This is a genomic window from Methylotenera sp. 1P/1 (assembly GCF_000384355.1).
Classification (GTDB): domain Bacteria; phylum Pseudomonadota; class Gammaproteobacteria; order Burkholderiales; family Methylophilaceae; genus Methylophilus.
This window is the reverse complement of the sequence record NZ_ARWC01000001.1, coordinates 1,580,201-1,596,766: the sequence shown is the minus strand read 5'-3', so window position 1 is coordinate 1,596,766 and position 16,566 is coordinate 1,580,201. Positions and strand designations below refer to the sequence as shown.

At 43.6% G+C, this 16,566-nt stretch carries 13 protein-coding genes and 1 tRNA gene; 7 read left to right on the top strand and 7 right to left on the bottom strand.

The window, feature by feature from the left end; translation table 11 throughout:
• Window positions 1–201 precede the first annotated feature (201 nt).
• Window positions 202–2,151, top strand: a complete 1,950-nt coding sequence (gene rpoD, locus A3Q3_RS0107545; RefSeq protein ID WP_020182976.1) for an RNA polymerase sigma factor RpoD — start codon at window positions 202–204, stop codon at window positions 2,149–2,151.
• 30 nt (window positions 2,152–2,181) lie between these two features.
• Window positions 2,182–2,260: transfer RNA gene (locus A3Q3_RS0107540), tRNA-Ile, on the top strand.
• A 229-nt stretch (window positions 2,261–2,489) separates the two neighbouring features.
• Here the strand turns inward: A3Q3_RS0107540 and A3Q3_RS0107535 are convergent.
• Together A3Q3_RS0107535 and A3Q3_RS0107530 are read right to left on the bottom strand one after the other, a co-directional pair.
• Window positions 2,490–3,023, bottom strand: coding sequence for a cytochrome b (locus A3Q3_RS0107535; RefSeq protein ID WP_020182975.1), 534 nt, complete (start codon window positions 3,021–3,023; stop codon window positions 2,490–2,492).
• A gap of 50 nt (window positions 3,024–3,073) precedes the next feature.
• A complete protein-coding gene (locus A3Q3_RS0107530) occupies window positions 3,074–3,484 on the bottom strand; it encodes a hypothetical protein (RefSeq protein WP_020182974.1) in 411 nt (136 codons plus the stop codon).
• A 511-nt stretch (window positions 3,485–3,995) separates the two neighbouring features.
• Here A3Q3_RS0107530 and A3Q3_RS0107525 point away from each other — a divergent pair.
• Entirely contained in the window at window positions 3,996–5,378 is a 1,383-nt protein-coding gene (locus A3Q3_RS0107525; RefSeq protein WP_232418387.1) for a diguanylate cyclase domain-containing protein, read from the top strand.
• A gap of 64 nt (window positions 5,379–5,442) precedes the next feature.
• Here A3Q3_RS0107525 and A3Q3_RS0107520 read toward each other — a convergent pair whose 3' ends face one another.
• The 5 genes from A3Q3_RS0107520 to pip form a co-directional block, all read right to left on the bottom strand.
• The gene (locus A3Q3_RS0107520) at window positions 5,443–6,681 is read right to left on the bottom strand and encodes an OmpP1/FadL family transporter (RefSeq protein ID WP_020182972.1); all 1,239 of its coding nucleotides are present in this window, start codon (window positions 6,679–6,681) and stop codon (window positions 5,443–5,445) included.
• Window positions 6,682–6,733: 52 nt separating this feature from the next.
• Complete coding sequence (locus A3Q3_RS0107515; RefSeq protein WP_020182971.1) at window positions 6,734–7,795, bottom strand: HD domain-containing phosphohydrolase; 1,062 nt, start codon at window positions 7,793–7,795, stop codon at window positions 6,734–6,736.
• 259 nt (window positions 7,796–8,054) lie between these two features.
• Window positions 8,055–9,575 (bottom strand): tetratricopeptide repeat protein, encoded by a 1,521-nt coding sequence (locus A3Q3_RS0107510; RefSeq protein WP_020182970.1) that lies wholly within the window; start codon window positions 9,573–9,575, stop codon window positions 8,055–8,057.
• A 36-nt stretch (window positions 9,576–9,611) separates the two neighbouring features.
• Window positions 9,612–10,886, bottom strand: coding sequence for a YhjD/YihY/BrkB family envelope integrity protein (locus A3Q3_RS0107505; protein ID WP_020182969.1), 1,275 nt, complete (start codon window positions 10,884–10,886; stop codon window positions 9,612–9,614).
• A 37-nt stretch (window positions 10,887–10,923) separates the two neighbouring features.
• Window positions 10,924–11,880, bottom strand: a complete 957-nt coding sequence (pip, locus tag A3Q3_RS0107500) for a prolyl aminopeptidase (protein WP_020182968.1) — start codon at window positions 11,878–11,880, stop codon at window positions 10,924–10,926.
• A 266-nt stretch (window positions 11,881–12,146) separates the two neighbouring features.
• Between pip and A3Q3_RS0107495 the strand changes: the two genes are divergently transcribed.
• The 4 genes from A3Q3_RS0107495 (at window position 12,147) to A3Q3_RS0107480 (ending at window position 16,559) form a co-directional block, all read left to right on the top strand.
• Window positions 12,147–14,021 carry a PQQ-dependent dehydrogenase, methanol/ethanol family gene (locus tag A3Q3_RS0107495; RefSeq protein WP_020182967.1) on the top strand — a complete coding sequence of 625 codons (1,875 nt, stop codon included), beginning with the start codon at window positions 12,147–12,149 and terminating at the stop codon, window positions 14,019–14,021.
• A gap of 255 nt (window positions 14,022–14,276) precedes the next feature.
• Window positions 14,277–15,179, top strand: a complete 903-nt coding sequence (locus A3Q3_RS0107490; RefSeq protein WP_026361820.1) for a quinoprotein dehydrogenase-associated putative ABC transporter substrate-binding protein — start codon at window positions 14,277–14,279, stop codon at window positions 15,177–15,179.
• Between the two features lie 187 nt (window positions 15,180–15,366).
• Window positions 15,367–15,897, top strand: a complete 531-nt coding sequence (locus A3Q3_RS0107485; RefSeq protein ID WP_020182965.1) for a c-type cytochrome — start codon at window positions 15,367–15,369, stop codon at window positions 15,895–15,897.
• Window positions 15,898–16,013: 116 nt separating this feature from the next.
• Window positions 16,014–16,559, top strand: a complete 546-nt coding sequence (locus A3Q3_RS0107480) for a cytochrome c (protein ID WP_020182964.1) — start codon at window positions 16,014–16,016, stop codon at window positions 16,557–16,559.
• Window positions 16,560–16,566 lie beyond the last annotated feature (7 nt).

The following is a 16,566-nucleotide window of genomic DNA, read 5'->3' as shown; positions in this document are numbered from 1 at the left end:
GTGGTTGCTTTGCTTAAATTTTAAGCATAGACCATTTAATTTTTAGGGTGATTTAAGATATAATCTAAGGTTCGCCGTAAATGCGCCAAACGTCAAAAACGATGATGAATGATCACCAGTCAATCGTCATTAGGCACGGCAAAAGCATTGATTGCAACTTCAAGATTCACACAGTTTAAGATTTTATAGATAGGATCGGGCATGGCCAGACCAAAATCAGACAAAACTTTAGAAAAAGAACGCCTTAAACTTGAGGCGGAAACGCCGATAGATCCTGCGCTCCAAGCCATGGATGCAGAAGCGCGTCGCACCCGCCTTAAATCACTTATTGTGTTGGGTAAAGAGCGTGGCTATTTAACTTACGCTGAAATTAATGACCACTTGCCGGACGATGTGCAAGACACGGAGCAAATCGACAGCATCATTGGCATGATCAATGATATGGGTATTCAGGTATATGAAGAGACGCCTGATGCTGAAGTGTTATTGATGTCTGATGCGCCACCGCCTGTAGCCGATGAAGACGCAGTAGAAGAAGCAGAACAGGCGTTAGCTACTGTGGATTCAGAGTTTGGTCGTACAACTGACCCTGTGCGTATGTACATGCGTGAAATGGGTACGGTGGATTTGCTCACCCGCGAAGGCGAGATTGAAATTGCCAAACGTATTGAAGATGGCCTCAAACACATGGTGCAGGCAATTGCCGCTTGCCCGACCACCATCGCTGAGTTGTTAGCATTGGTCGATAAAGTAGAAAAAGACGAAATCAGTGTAGATGACCTAGTGGATGGCTTGATTGATAGCGACATTGGTCTAGAAGATGCATTGGCAGTTGAAGATGCCGAGCATGAAGAAGAAGTCTCCGATGATGACGAAGAAGATGATGACGAAGATGGTGCAAAAGCCGCAGCGATTTCTGCAGAAGCGCTAGCCAAGCTCAAAGAAGAAGTGTTGGCACGCTTTGCAATCATCCGCACTGCAAATGCGGAAATGAATGTCATCCGTGATACCAAGGGCTCACAAGATGCAAAATATAAAGCCTTGCACCAAAGCGTGCTGGATGAGCTGACCGCCTTCCGTTTCTCTGCAAAACAAGTAGAGGCGTTGTGTGATCAAGTGCGTGAAATGGTAGAAGAAGTGCGTAGCCATGAACGTAAAGTGATGGATTTCTGTGTAGAGAAATCGGGCATGCCACGTCCGCATTTTATTAAATCATTCCCAGGCAATGAAATTAACATGGCTTGGCTGGATGATGAGCTGGCACAAAACAAACCATACGCAGAACGCTTATCACGCTATAGACACTCTATTTTAGATCAGCAAGATCGCTTGATGACTTTGCAAAACCGCGTGGGTATTCCTATCAAAGAGTTGAAAGAAATCAACAAGCAGATGACCACAGGCGAAGCGCGCGCACGTCGTGCTAAGCGTGAAATGATTGAAGCTAACTTACGTTTGGTGATTTCGATTGCTAAAAAATACACCAACCGTGGATTGCAATTCTTGGACTTGATTCAAGAAGGCAACATTGGCTTGATGAAAGCGGTAGATAAGTTTGAATATCGTCGTGGTTACAAGTTTTCGACTTACGCTACTTGGTGGATTCGCCAGGCCATTACACGTTCTATTGCTGACCAAGCACGTACCATCCGTATCCCAGTGCATATGATTGAGACGATTAATAAAATGAATCGTATCAGTCGTCAGATTCTGCAAGAAACGGGTTTAGAACCTGACCCAGCGACCTTGGCTGAGAAAATGGAAATGCCTGAAGATAAGATTAGAAAAATCTTAAAAATCAGCAAAGAGCCAATTTCGATGGAAACACCAATTGGTGATGATGAAGATTCACATTTGGGTGACTTTATTGAAGATAACACCACATTGGCGCCAATGGATGCTGCCGTATACGCAAGCTTGCGCGATGCGACCAGTGAAGTGTTAGAGTCACTCACCCCGCGCGAGGCTAAAGTGTTACGCATGCGTTTTGGTATTGAGATGAACACGGACCACACATTGGAAGAGGTGGGTAAACAGTTTGATGTGACACGTGAGCGTATTCGCCAGATAGAAGCGAAAGCCTTGCGTAAATTGCGTCATCCAACACGCTCGGAGCGTTTAAGAAGCTTCTTGGAAACCGGTCAAGACTAATCTGGCTAGAGGTAATTAGATAAAGCTTACGGCCCCTTAGCTCATGCTTGGTTAGAGCAGCGGACTCATAATCCGTTGGTGCTGTGTTCGACTCACAGAGGGGCCACCATATATAGAGAGACTCAAGGTTAACGCCTTGGGTCTTTTTTGTTTTTGGTGAGGTAGCCAAGCAAATACAGATGACAGATGACGGTAATTTCAGCCTAAACTGATGGCTGTATGTCAGCTTGTTGTGGGGATTTGGATTGATTAGCCAGAAGTTGCTAAGCGTTATGACTAGGCTCATCACAGGGGGGGCTCCATTTGTACAGAGACACACTACCTGATAATCTTTTCTATTAATTAATGTCCTCTACTAAGCCAAAAATTTGATGATAAATGGCCGCCATAATGTGGACAGCGAATAAGGGGTAAATCATCACAGAGATTGCATAATGCATCCCTAACACTATTGTATGAATTGGATTCGCTTTCTCAAGCAATGGCGGGAACTCAAACAAATCGAAAAAATAAGTTGTTTGGTCAGTTGAGAGTAATACCAATATACCTAAAAAACATTGTGTAATGATGATGATGTATATCGACCTGTGAAGTGAAATAGCCAGCAGTTTTTGCCAGGTTTTAATACTGTAAGAATGAATAGGGTTGGGATTCAGGCTTCTCCATGTCAATCTAGCAATCATCAACACAAGAAAAATGATACCTATTGAAGAGTGCAGTGTGGTTAACTGCACCTTCTCAGGTCCGGGTACTTTACCTGCAAACTGGCTAGCCAACACTACAATAGTTAACAGCATCGCCACACTGGCCCAATGCAATGTTCTAGCGATCAAACCATATTGTGTGTTTGAATTTTTAAGATCGATACCCATCGCGATTTTGAACCCCAATTTCTAGATTTACACTCAAAACGAATTGCCGATTATTTGAAGGAGTATCTGAGCGCTTTAATTGCGGCCATTCCAAAACCGAAAGTCGTTAACGATAATGTGGTGTATAGAAATAATATGTAAGGAAGTGAGTGAATTTTGGGAGAAATCGCCAATACTACAAAAGCTGTTGGATTACCTATAGAACCAAGGGCCATTGGCCAAATCACAAACTTGGGCAATCTAATTCTTGACGCATAAAAGCCTAATAGCAACATCGTCATCATTAGAAAATCTAAATGCCCTGATAAAAGGTTGTCAGTGCTAGTAAATATATTGAGCATGTAAGGAATTTTCATGCCTCTAGTCATCACAAGGCACCACGCTAGGACCAACCCTAAAAGCAATGTAATACAGGCTGTCCTAAGTAAAATTACATTGCCTGCATGGTTATCTTCAGTCATCTTTATTTCCCCTTGAAATATTTGTTTTAAATAATTGCACTAGTAATGCTGCCTGATCAAAGCTAGTCCAATACATCCATATCATGTTAAATTGACATAAATAGGAAGACAGGTCTGTCTTTTGTGCAGTTTATAGTTATTTTTTTGGTAATGCAACATGAGGTTGGTCAGAGGTCTGGATTACAACTTCAACATTTGAGCAAGGATATTAAAGGCCAACATGATGCGTTGGTGCTGTGTTCGACATCACAGATGTTCACCATTTGAAATCAACAGCATAGTTGGAAATACTTAAACCGACTTTTTTCAGCGTTATCAGCACACACCTAAACACTTTTGGTATGGCTAGCTGAATGTATTCATGAATTAATGGGGGCTACTACATTGAGTACATGAAATTGGCATAGCAAGTGATTAAATCACAAAAAAGACGGGTGGTTTTGCTCATATATAGATACCATATGCGTGTGGATACACAAAGTGTTGCAACGAAATGATGAATTCGAAGCAAATGACAACTAAGTTACTCAGCGAGATCAAAAACAACCTTTCAGCAATGGCGATTGCTAGTGCCGTCTTTATTGTGTTTTTTGTGATGTTTGAGGTGCTGATTAGTGCAGAGTCTGCAAAAGCCGATGCCAAGCTTCGGGTGGCGGCCTCCCACTATGTGGCAACGCTGAAGTCAAAGGTCGATCGAGAGCTCAATACCTTACTATTCGTGTCGAATGGTTTGTCTAGCTATTTAACCATCTATCATCACGAGTTGGACCATCAGCGTGTACAAAATGTGCTAGCAGATTTATACACTAGAACAAATAATGTTAGAAATCTAGCAATCGCCGTAGGGTACACCATCACCTATATGTACCCTATACAATCCAACGAAAAAGCGATAGGGGTAGATTATCGCAATTTACCGCAACAATGGCCCAAAGTAAAAGAGGCGATAGACCGCCATCAGGGCGTGCTAACTGGGCCTTTGGACTTGGTGCAAGGTGGCAGGGGCTTGATTTATCGTTACCCAGTCTACATCGATCAAAAATACTGGGGGCTGTTGTCTACCGTTATTAACTCCGATGCTTTTTTTGATTCGGCCTTTCGGCCGTTACTTAATGATGAGTTTGATTTTGCTATCCGTGATCAACATGGAAAAGCCGTGTATGGTGATTCTGATTTATTTCATCGTCAGGGCGCAATCATTTCTACTAGTGATTTCCCGGATGCAGCATGGGAATGGGTGGTGTTGCAAAAAACGGAAAAAGCTCCGCAATTGATTGTGATTGCCAGGCTGATGGGGATTGTCATTGCGGTGCTATTATCAGCGTTGGTTTACTTTTTATTGCGCGAGCGGAAAATGCTCACCGCGTTGGCCATGCATGATAGTTTAACTGGGCTGGCTAATCGTCGTTTATTGGACTTTAGGTTAGAACAGGCGCTTGCGCATGCAAAACGCTTTAAACGTAATTTGGCCATATTGTTTGTGGACATCGATCATTTCAAAAAATTAAACGACACCTACGGCCATGATGTGGGTGACGCTTTGCTCAAGGTGATTGCGACGCGGCTCAAGTCGGCGATTCGTGATGTGGACACGGTTAGCCGCATTAGCGGAGATGAATTTGTCATTGTGCTAGACGAACTCAATGACATTAACGATGCCAATGTGGTTGCCGGCAAAATTATCCACTTGTTTAAAGAGCAGGCCGAAGTATTGGGCGAGCGTGTGCCCATGAGTGTGAGTATCGGCGTGGCTAGTTTTGGTCAGGATGGTGAGGAAACAACTAAACGCTTGCTAAAGAAAGCAGATATTGCGCTGTATGAAGCAAAGGGCGCTGGTAGAAATCAATTTAGGGTGTTTACAGAAGTGGAACAGAAAAGCTTATTTGATAGCTGAAGGTCCTAACCAGTCATTCAAAATATAAAACGCGCCATTGCGCGTTTTATATTGTTGAAAACAACTAGAAGTTGTGGGTCACTTGCACGCTTAGCACATCCACACTACCGTCGTAATCGCCACGTACTCGTCCACGGCTTGGGAATACAGTAGTTTGGTTGTCATCAATATCAATATCGCTCACAAATAAGTGTGTATAGCCAATGTCTAGTTTTGTTTGGTCTGTTGCTTTCCAGCCGGCACCCAATGACAGCCATTTTCTATCATTCCCAGGGATGCGAGCAGTACGATACTGATCACCAAATGCCTCTTCGTCATAGGCAATACCAGCACGTAATACGAGCTTATCACTGTAGTGATAATTCGCACCTAGCGAGTAGCGCATAGTGTTATCCCAGTTTTCTGTGGTTGATGTCAGTAAAGCACCACTTTCCCTGTACACAGCAAGCTCACGGAATCTGCTCCAGCGTGTCCAAGTGGCATCAGCAAGTAAATCCCAAGAGCTGTTGAGTTGGCTAAACACACTAAATGACAGTGTTTCTGGTAAGGTAACATCAGCAGTCACATCGCCGTTAGGGGTTGGTCCGCCAGAAGTAGAGAATTTGACGTCACCTTTCAGGTGTTGATCAATTTTTGAGCGATAAGCCAAGCCAAATCTGGTGGCTTCTGTCACTTGATAAATAGCACCGAAGTTGTAGCCTAGTCCCCAGTCATCTCCTTTTACTTTGGATGAACGCTCTGCCGCAACCAAGTTGACTGCACTGGTTAATTCGGCTTGAATCCACATGGCATTGAGGCCAAACCCTAAAGACAGTTGGTCATTCACTTTAAATGCCAGCGCCGGATTGATGTTGATGGTCTTCAGGTCAGATTTAATGGCTTGAAAGCGGCCAATCCAGTTTTTGTCGTATTCAGTTTTAAGGCCAAACGGAGCATTAATGCCAAGCCCGAAATCCAATGCATCGGTCAAGCTGGTTTTAAAGTACAGATTGGGTACAAATGCAGTGCTGCCAGCATTGCCCCCTTCGCTACCAAGTGGGCGGCCTGTACCAGCTACGGAGCCTTCATTATTAAAATCGGCACTTAATTTGATGATATGGAGTGCACCGACGATTTGTGTGCCATCAATATACGTCATACCTGCCGGGTTGAAGAAAATAGTACTTGCATCTTCCGCCGAAGCCGCCGCACCTGCATAAGCATTTCCTAAGCCACTGGCACTTTGCTCAACTAACGCAAAACCAGCCGCATGCGTGACGATAGGTGCAGCAAACAGCGCTGCGGACAGTAACGATTTTTTCATAAAGCCCCCTGAGCAAATATTGGTGATATTTAGTTATATTTATGTTGATGCATTAATTTGAATATTCGGCGTGAATTTTCTCTAATCTAGGTCTAATTTTAACTAAAGTTTTGACCAAGTCCGGGTCAAAATGCTTACCTGCTTCGCTTTGTATAAACTGGATCGCGGCATCGACTGACCAAGCCTCTTTGTAAGGACGTTTGCTGGTCAACGCATCAAACACATCCGCAATTGCGACGATGCGTGCGGAAACAGGAATTTTTTTACCAGACAAGCCTTTAGGGTAGCCATTGCCATCGAAGCGTTCGTGGTGGGAAAGCGCGATTTCTGCGCCTTTTTGCAAATACTTAGAAGGGCTGTCTTGCAGTACTTGAAAGCCAATGATCGGGTGCTTGCGCATAATGGCTGTTTCTTCTTCACTCAATGGACCGGCTTTGAGTAACACATGGTCTGGTATGCCTACCTTGCCAATATCATGTAGCGGCGCAGCGAGTTCGATAGTCTCAGCTTCATCTTCAGAAAATCCAGCGGCTTCGGCCAAGATTCTGGCATACAGTGCCATACGTACCAAGTGGCGAGAGGTCTCATAGTCTTTATACTCACCAATCCGCGCAAGCCGCATCAAGGTTTCTTTTTCACGTGCGCGAATTTCAGCGGTAGCTGCTTGCACCAAGCTTTCAAGTAAATTGCTTTTCGTTTCCAACGTCATTTGTTGTTGGCGCATGGTAAGCAGGTTTTTGCATCTTGCCGTGCACTCTTGTACATCAATCGGTTTGGTTAAAAAGTCGGTGACACCTACATCCAAAGCGGTATTGCGTGTTTCCGTATCTTTCTTGATGGTGATCATGATGATCGGTACGAAATAATAGGCGGGGATGGTTTTCACCATTTTGACAAAATCAATGCCGTTCATTTCCGGCATCACATAGTCAATCAGGATGAGATCGGCCGTGTTTTGTGTGGCCCACTCTAACGCGCGCTCAGGATTGGTTTTCTCAATGACATGCATCTTGGGATGTATGCTTTTTACCACTTGAGAAAGGATTGTTCGACTGGTCGTCTGATCGTCAATGATCAGTACGGTTGAGTCGTCGAACATGTTAATCGATTTCATGAGGTCCCTCATTGCTTTAGCAAAACACACGCTTTTTTTAATTTAAAGAATACACAGTCTAGCAAAAAAAAGGCGATGTGAGTGCGTACGGATGAATTTTTATTTTATTTATAAAAATCAGTTACTTGGAATGGTATTGTTAATAAACGACCACCCGAAGCCTATATCGCGCTAACACTAAATAAAACAATGCATTACATTGTTTAGTTAAATGGTACCACACAAATTATTATCGCGATATTTACATGCGCTATGGATGTTAATAATTTGATCGTGCATGCATGAATTGGTTTTGTGGTTTTAGATCGAACGCAATGCAAATACGGGCTTGTTGTGCGCTAAAGGGAATGGTGCGATGAAACAGTGACGATGGAAATAATACGATATCGCCAACATTGGGTTTGATGAATGCGGTGGGGAAGTTTGTATGTTGTTGCGGGTAGTCATCGCCATGTGTACCGTATTCAAACGCGCCTTCTTTTTCGTCCTCGGTCTCTGGCATGGCAAGGTAGACTGCGCCACTAATCCAGCCAATTTCATGGATGTGCGCATTTAAGTGGCCGCCTTGCCGCATGCTGACATACCATGAACTGGTAAATTCCAATGTTTGCGGGAAGGCGGTGATTAAAGTGCAGTCAGCTCCTGCAAAATGCTCGCGATACGCGACAAACTCCTGCTGAATCAACTCTGCCAATTGCCTAAAGGAAGCCTCTGGGCGTTTGAATAAGTTACCCGCCGATTGCTTGCCATTGGTCAGCCGTGCTTGCTTACGCTCTGCAATATCTGCATGGTGAATATCATGTAGCAGCGCGTTGAGTAGCGCGCTGTTCGGTGCAAGCGCTGGAATGGCGCGATGGTAGACATGCTGTAATCCGTCTTTGCAAAAATTGTATGGATCTGCTTCGTTAAAGTTAATGCTGTAATGTGTGGAGAGCGTTGCCAAAAAAGGGGAGGTATGTGGTGCTTGTTGAATCAGTGCATCGCGCTTTTGCTTAAATGCATCAAATTGTTCGGCTTTATATAGGCAGTAGAGAATGCGCTCTTGCCAATCATCCAGTTGTGATTGCTCAAAATAGGGGATGGCTTCTGTAAATCGTTTGGCCAGATACAAAAATTCTGCCATGTTGTAGTTGGCGCTGGCGTGTTGCGCGTTGAGTGATAGCGCGCGCTGATATTGCTGAATCGCCTCTGACATATTGCCCAAATCGCGGTATGTTTCGCCTAAATTATTGTAGGCATCGGTATAGTTTGGAAACAGTTGGATAGCTTGTTGATAATGCTTCACCGCTTCATGTAGTAAGCCTTTGTCACGTAATACGGTGCCTAAGTTAAAGTGGCCACGCGCATCTTGTGGATTAATGCGTAACCCGGTTTGATAGCACTGAATGGCGCCATCTAGATTGCCTTGTCGTTGCAGAATAGTACCCAAATTGCCATGCGCCTCAAAAAAGCCAGGCTGCAGTTGAATTGCTTTGCGATAGGCGTGCTCGGCTTCTTGTAACTGATTGAGTTGGGTGTGCGCAATCGCCAAATTAAAATGTAAATCTGGCATATTGGGTTGAAGCTGAATCGCCGTCTGATAGCTCGTCGCCGCCTCGGCATATTTTTGTTGCTGGTCCAGCGCTAGGCTTAATACGTGATGCAAAATAAACTCGCGTGGATGTTGCGCAATCAGTGCCACTGCCTTTTGCTCGGCCATTGCTAGATGACCTTGATTCAACAGTTGAATCAATTGCTGAATGACGCTTGGCTGTGGGCTGCTGGAGAAAGATTTAGCCATGATGAGTCGGTAAAAATATGTGTGTAGTTATCTGGGTTAATTGTTTTGTAGCCGGTTGGCCAAATGCCTTAATAGTTGCATGGCCACCTTGGGGTCTTCTGCCAGCATGGTATCAATATTCTCTGCGTAAATCACGATAATCTGCGCCTGTTCCGATGCGACGATTGCATCGGCGTTGGCGGGCAGATCGGCCAGCATGGCAATCTCGCCAAAATAATCGCCGGATTTTAAAACATGCTTAACTGTGCCATGTTGCGTGATGTGTACAGTGCCATCCACAATGAAATATAGATTTCGTTCAATATTGCCTTGCTCGATGACTGTGTCATGTTGACTAAAGCTTTTACCATAGCGCTGCATCAGTGCATCAATGTAATTGGCCTTGTTAGGGATGTTGTCGAACAAGCCTTTGAGCAGCAGTACATCTTTTTTTCTGAGCGTGGCAATTAGCTCTGTCCCTAATAAAAATACGGCAAAATTTAAATACAGCCAGGTGATGGAGACAAACAATGCTTTCATGCTGCCAAAAATCGCACCGTAGTTTTCGTTAATGGATAAAAACAAGCCAAAGGCTGGCCGCATGGCTAGCCACAGTAGTGCGGTGACCGACGCACCAATGAACAAGTGTGTAAAGGCTACCCGCATGGGGAAAAACACACGATAGAACCCAGTAATTAATAGCGTGGTGAGTAGTAAGGTAAATATAGAGCCTAATACATTGAGCTGAAAGGTGGAGAAGTGATTGGCTAAAAACCTTACTACACGTTCAAGTAAAAAGCCTGCAGAGGTAAATAAGAAAAAAAGTAACAGTATGCCCAATACGGAAAGGATGTCTTTTACTTGTCGCATCACAAAGGATGGCATTTCTACTTTTGCGGCAATGGTGTAAAAGGAGGCGCGCATAGCGCTGGCCAGTGGTGTGACACTCCAAAGTAACACAATCAGCCCCAATGCACCCCAAGCGGCTTTGGTTTGGGTGGCGTTATACACTTCCACCATAATCTTGCTACTTAAATCAGGGACCAGATTGCCAGTAAGGATCGCTAGTTTAACAATGGCATAATCGGATGAGTACACCAGATGGCTTAGTAAAAAGAAAATCAGCAGTACCAGGGGAATTAATGCAAACAATGCATAAAACGAAAGCGAAGCCGACAAGCTCATGATGTTGTGGCGGCCAAACCCTGCCAGTGTCTCGCGCAGCACAAATAACGGCGTTGCATATTCTTGCTTGGCGTAAGAGTTCAGCGGCGTGGTCACCACCGGGTGATCCGCGAGTTTTTTAAAGTCAGGTAACTTTTTAATCTGCATATAGTTTGATAAAGCGGCCGATAAAAATGCGTGCTAGCTATTCTAAGTGTTTGTAGCGGTTTGTTGCAGCCACTAATGCGTTGCAGGTGCCAGTTTCCATGGCGGAGTGCCCTGCATCAGGCACCATCACAAACTGCGCATGCGGCATTGCTTGATGCAACTCCCATGCTGTTTGTGGTGGGCACACCATATCATAGCGGCCTTGCACAATCGTCGTTGGGGTATTCGCAAGTTTTTCTGATGCCTCTTGAAGCAAATCACGTTGCCCGACAAAACATTGATGCAATATATAGTGGATTTGAACGCGTGCACGCGCCAGTTCCACTTTGCCATTGACGGGATTGCTGCTTGGATTATTAACCAAACTCATGATACTGCTTTCGTAAGCATTCCAATGAATCGCAGCAGGGATATTGATATTCGGGTCTTCGGAAAACACCAAGCGTTCAAACGCATGTAGTGGCGATTCACGCTCTGCCTCTGGTAGGTAGTGACACAAAGTTTGCCATTGGTCTGGGAAAAACAGATTGATTTGACCTAAGAACCAATTGAGCTCAAATGGGCGGCTCAAGAAAATGCCGCGCAGTACTAGGCTGATGACAGCGCTGGGATGTGTGCACGCATAACTTAGTGCTAGCGTGCTGCCCCATGAGCCACCAAACACATGCCAGCGTTTAATATTCAAATGCTTTCTAATTTGCTCTATATCTGCAACAAGGTCATCAGTGGTGTTATTGATGACTTCACCTTCCGGTGTGCTGCGCCCGCAACCACGCTGATCGAACAAAATCACATGATAATGCTTGGGGTCAAAAAAACGACGCTGTGTCGGATTGCATCCGCTGCCTGGGCCGCCGTGCAGAAAAATAACGGCTGGACCATCTGGGTTGCCGCATTGTTCAAAATAAACCCGGTGGATAGGATCCACTTGTAACCAATCGCTATGAAAAGGTTGAATTTCTGGATACAAGTCAGATTGGATTTTTGCAGACATTAAAAATTCTTTCTCTTTGATTTTATTGAATAAATTGCCGTATTAATTTTTGGATAAAAATAGCTGTAAAAAATATTCGAATATTTGTTAATAAATTGTAACTAAACTGTTGCAATTAGAAACAAGTTGTTTTATATTGCATTCCTCACATGCAAATGTGATGAAAAGTATGCTCTAAGATTGAGGTAATCGCTAGACCTAGTTAGTGCCTTAATATTCGAGTTTGCTTTCAATTAACCCTTAGTAATATAACTTTGGAGATCAACATGCAAGTTAATAAAATCAAATTAGCTCTAGGTTTAGTTGCAGCATCAATGGCATTGCCAATGATTGCTTCTGCAGCTGCAGACCAAGACGCGGCAATTGCAAACGCAAACAACTGGGCTCACCCACGTGGTAACCATACTAACCAAGCTTACAGCTCATTAGCGCAAATCAACAAAGGTAACGTTAAAAACCTGAAAGCTGCTTGGACATTCGCTACTGGTGTAAACCGTGGTCACGAAGGTTCTCCAGTGGTTGTTGGTAACATGATGTATGTACATACAGCATTCCCAAACAACGTATACGCACTTGACTTAAACGACAATCAAAAAATCGTATGGTCATATTTCCCTAAACAAGACCCATCAGTACAAGCTGTTTTGTGCTGCGATAACGTTTCACGTGGCTTAGGCTTCGGCGACGGTAAAATCTACCTTCAACAAAATGACGGTATGTTGGTTGCTTTAGATGCTAAAACAGGTGCTAAAGCTTGGGAAGTTAAAAACACAGATCCAAAAGTTGGTGCTACAAACACTAACGCTCCACACGTAATCAAAGACAAAGTATTGACAGGTTGTTCAGGTGCTGAGTTCGGCGTACGTTGCTTTATCGCAGCATACAACATCAAAGATGGTTCTTTGGCATGGAAAGCTTACTCAACAGGTCCTGATGCTGAAGTGTTGATCGGTGCTGATTTCAACTCAGCTAACCCACAATACAGCGCATTATCAGTATATGCTGACGTTAACGGTGGTAACAAACAAGGCGGTTCTTTCAAAGCACTAGATGCTAGCCAAATCAAAACTGGCGAAAAAGAATTAGGTACACGTACATGGTTGAAACCACAAGCAGTTAAAGATGGTTGGCAACATGGTGGTGGCTCTGTATGGGGCTGGTGGCCGTATGATGCACGTACAAACTTAGTGTACTACGGTACAGGTAACCCATCTGTATGGAACCCAGATGTACGTCCAGGCGACAACAAATGGTCTATGACTATTTTCGCACGTGACTTAGACACTGGTGTTGCAAAATGGGGCTACCAAATGACTCCACACGATGAGTGGGATTATGATGGTATCAACGAAGTAATCTTGTTCGACAAAGGTGGCAAAACATACGCATGGCACCATGACCGTAACGGTTTTGCGTACACATTCCAAGCTGGTAACGGTACTTTAGTTGCTGCTGAGAAAGTACACCCATTCGTAAACTGGGCAACACACGTTGACATGAAAACAGGCGTGCCACATAAAGACGCTAAAGCTTCAACACACCAAGACTACAATGCTAAAGGCGTTTGCCCAGCTGCATTGGGTACTAAAGATCAACAACCAGCTGCATACTCACCAAAAACTGGTTTGATTTACACTCCATTGAACCACGTGTGTATGACATACGAGCCAGTTGAGTCTAAATACGTTGCTGGTCAACCATGGGTTGGTGCTACTTTAACTATGTTTGCTGGTCCTGACGGCGTAATGGGTGGCTTCGGCGCTTATGATCCAATGACCAACAAAAAAGTTTGGTACAACAAAGAGAAATTCTCTGCTTGGGGTGGTGCTTTAACTACTGCTTCAAACTTGGTGTTCTACGGTACTTTAGATCGTTGGTTCAAAGCTGTTGATGCACAATCAGGTAAAGAACTTTGGAAATTCCAAGTAGGTTCTGGCGTGATTGGTAATGCATTCACATACGGCTTAAAAGGTAAACAACACGTTGGCGTGCTATCAGGTATCGGTGGCTGGGCTGGTGTAGCGATGAACCTTGGTATGACTAACGACACAGACGCACTTGGTGCTGCTGGTGGTTACAAAGAGTTGACAAAATACAACGCTGCTCCTGGCGGCGGTGCATTAACAGTATTCTCACTATAATTTAGGCTTGCTTAAGTTATAACGTTAATACGTTAACTCAGCTTTCATTAGCTAAACTAAACACCCCACTTCGGTGGGGTGTTTTTTTATATGTAGAGAATAAAACTTAGATGTATACAGATTGGTATGCTAAAGCGAAGCATTTGGTTACAATGCTTCTTTCTGATTTGCTATGAGAAAGAACTTTTGAACCTAGTGGTACTCAGAAGACAGTGTGGTAGATGTATGTCACTTAATAATATGAGGGTTGAGATGATGTTAAAACAATTAAAAGTAGTATTGGTGAGCTTGGTGTTGGTAAGCAATCATGTGTTGGCTGAAGAGACCATTGAGAAAGTGCTGGACGATAAAGAGCTGCCATCTTTAAATGCAGATGAAGGTCGCGTTGGTGAGGTGCGTCGTGTAGATGATGGTACTGAGTTCAAGGTTTGTGCAGACCCAGACAACATGCCGTATTCAAATTTGAAACAAGAAGGTTTTGAAGACAAGATTGCTGAAGTGTTGGCAAAGGACTTAGGTAAAAAACTTACATTTGCATATGCCTACAATCGTCAAGGCTTTCTCAGAAATACCATTAATGCTGGCCGCTGTGATGTAGTCATCGGTACTACTTCAGATTACGATGCCTTACGAACATCTAAACCATATTATCGCTCTGGCCATGTGTTTGTGTGGCGCAAGGAGAGCGGTTTTAATATTACCAATTGGGATTCGCCCGATTTGAAAAAAGGCGTGATTGGCGTGATTGGTCAAAGTCCGGCCACTATTCCATTAAGAGATCATGACTTAATTGCATACTCAAAACCTTATCGTATGCAGCGTGATTTGAATTTGCCTACTAGCTTTATGATTGACGATTTAGCTAAGAAGGAAATTGATGTTGCAATCATGTGGGGGCCGATTGCTGGCTATTATGCCAAGAAATCTCCAGTGCCTATGGACGTGGTGTTTATTCCGGAATACAACAACGTAGATTTGAAAGGCAAGGAATACTGGAATATCTCTGTTGGCGTGCGTAAAAAAGATAAAGCACGCATGGCAGACATTGATGCAGCTTTAGAGCGTAACAAAGATAAAATCACAAAAATCCTAGCGGACTACGGCATCCCAACAGTGCCAGTGGTTGAAGGTGATAATGTGTTCAAAAAAGGTAATTAAACTAATCATTTATGAGTGACACAGTTTTAAAAAACAAGTAGAATCTCGCGATTGTTTGCTAACAGAATCTTGTGAATAAATTGTGTCAACCAAACAAGTAATAGTTCGTTAAATGATCATACGTTGGGCAGTGCGCTTAGCATGAACAAAACGTAGCTCATTATTGTTATATAGATTAGGAGAAAACATGTTAGGCAATAAAGCATTAAAGTCAACTTTATTTGTTGGTATGTTGACATTAGCGGGTCTTACGCTTTCATTTCAAGCAAGTGCAGCGTGTGATTTAGTTTCTACAAAAGATGGCAGTCCATTAGGCGTTAAAGTTGTGGATACTGACACACCACAAGCTAAAGAATTTTTGGCAACTTGCGTAAACCCTTATACAAAAGCGTTTGCAAAAGATCCAGAAGCAGCTAAAGCCGGTAAGAAAAAATTTGGTTTTTACTCATGCACACAATGTCATGGTCCAAATGGTGGCGGTCAAGTGGGCCCAAACATTACTGACAGCACATGGCAATATGCAAAACATATTACTGATAAAGGCATGTTTGAAACGATTGCAGGTGGTAGTAACGGCGGTATGTTTGCATGGCATAACCAATTAGGTAACCCAGAAAACTTAGCGACTGATGATATTTTAAAAATTGAAGCATGGTTGCGTACACAATACAAAGGTGGTGGCGACACTCCTTGGTTAAACGAAACACCTAAAAAATAAATCACACATTTGTAACGGTCAAGTTACAGTGAGGTAACAAAATCAAAAGGTTGCTGTATAATTACAGCAACCTTTTTTCTTGATCAGTATAATTATATTTTGCATAGGGGCAGAAGATGAAAAGTTACAAGCTTGGCATGTTGACGATGATGCTAGTGGCAGGTTTAACAGGGTGTAACGCTGACAACAGCGCAAGCAGTGCCGGTGGCGACAAAGCCGCTGCAGCTGCTCCATCAGGTAAGGCAATTGAGTTTGTAGACACACAAGAAAGCAAGCCATTGGTAATCGATGCGGCTTTATTTGATACGCCTGCAGCTAAAGAATTTTTGGCCACAGGTAATAACCCATATATTGGTAACGAAGAAGCGATTGCTAAGGGTAAAAAAGTATTCCAGTTGTACTCTTGTACGCAATGCCATGGCCCGGAAGCAAAAGGTCAAGTAGGTCCTGGTTTAACCGGCCCAACCTATCGTTATCCTAAAGACTCTACAGATAAAGGTATGTTTGAGACAGTTTGGCATGGTACAAATGGTGGTATGGGTGCAAAAGGTGTTGGCTTGATGGACCCGACAGATCCTAAAAATGGGATTACACCAGACGAATTGTTAAAAATTATTGCATGGATTCGCAGTATGGGCGCACCTGCTCCGGCAGCAAGCTAACCGCGTA

Excerpts from the sequence above, each read along its gene's own strand:
- rpoD (WP_020182976.1), top strand. The coding sequence starts at position 202 with ATGGCCAGACCAAAATCAGACAAAACTTTAGAAAAAGAACGCCTTAAA.
- A3Q3_RS0107535 (WP_020182975.1), bottom strand. The coding sequence starts at position 3,023 with ATGGGTATCGATCTTAAAAATTCAAACACACAATATGGTTTGATCGCT.
- A3Q3_RS0107530 (WP_020182974.1), bottom strand. The coding sequence starts at position 3,484 with ATGACTGAAGATAACCATGCAGGCAATGTAATTTTACTTAGGACAGCC.
- A3Q3_RS0107525 (WP_232418387.1), top strand. The coding sequence starts at position 3,996 with ATGACAACTAAGTTACTCAGCGAGATCAAAAACAACCTTTCAGCAATG.
- A3Q3_RS0107520 (WP_020182972.1), bottom strand. The coding sequence starts at position 6,681 with ATGAAAAAATCGTTACTGTCCGCAGCGCTGTTTGCTGCACCTATCGTC.
- A3Q3_RS0107515 (WP_020182971.1), bottom strand. The coding sequence starts at position 7,795 with ATGAAATCGATTAACATGTTCGACGACTCAACCGTACTGATCATTGAC.
- A3Q3_RS0107510 (WP_020182970.1), bottom strand. The coding sequence starts at position 9,575 with ATGGCTAAATCTTTCTCCAGCAGCCCACAGCCAAGCGTCATTCAGCAA.
- A3Q3_RS0107505 (WP_020182969.1), bottom strand. The coding sequence starts at position 10,886 with ATGCAGATTAAAAAGTTACCTGACTTTAAAAAACTCGCGGATCACCCG.
- pip (WP_020182968.1), bottom strand. The coding sequence starts at position 11,880 with ATGTCTGCAAAAATCCAATCTGACTTGTATCCAGAAATTCAACCTTTT.
- A3Q3_RS0107495 (WP_020182967.1), top strand. The coding sequence starts at position 12,147 with ATGCAAGTTAATAAAATCAAATTAGCTCTAGGTTTAGTTGCAGCATCA.
- A3Q3_RS0107490 (WP_026361820.1), top strand. The coding sequence starts at position 14,277 with ATGTTAAAACAATTAAAAGTAGTATTGGTGAGCTTGGTGTTGGTAAGC.
- A3Q3_RS0107485 (WP_020182965.1), top strand. The coding sequence starts at position 15,367 with ATGTTAGGCAATAAAGCATTAAAGTCAACTTTATTTGTTGGTATGTTG.
- A3Q3_RS0107480 (WP_020182964.1), top strand. The coding sequence starts at position 16,014 with ATGAAAAGTTACAAGCTTGGCATGTTGACGATGATGCTAGTGGCAGGT.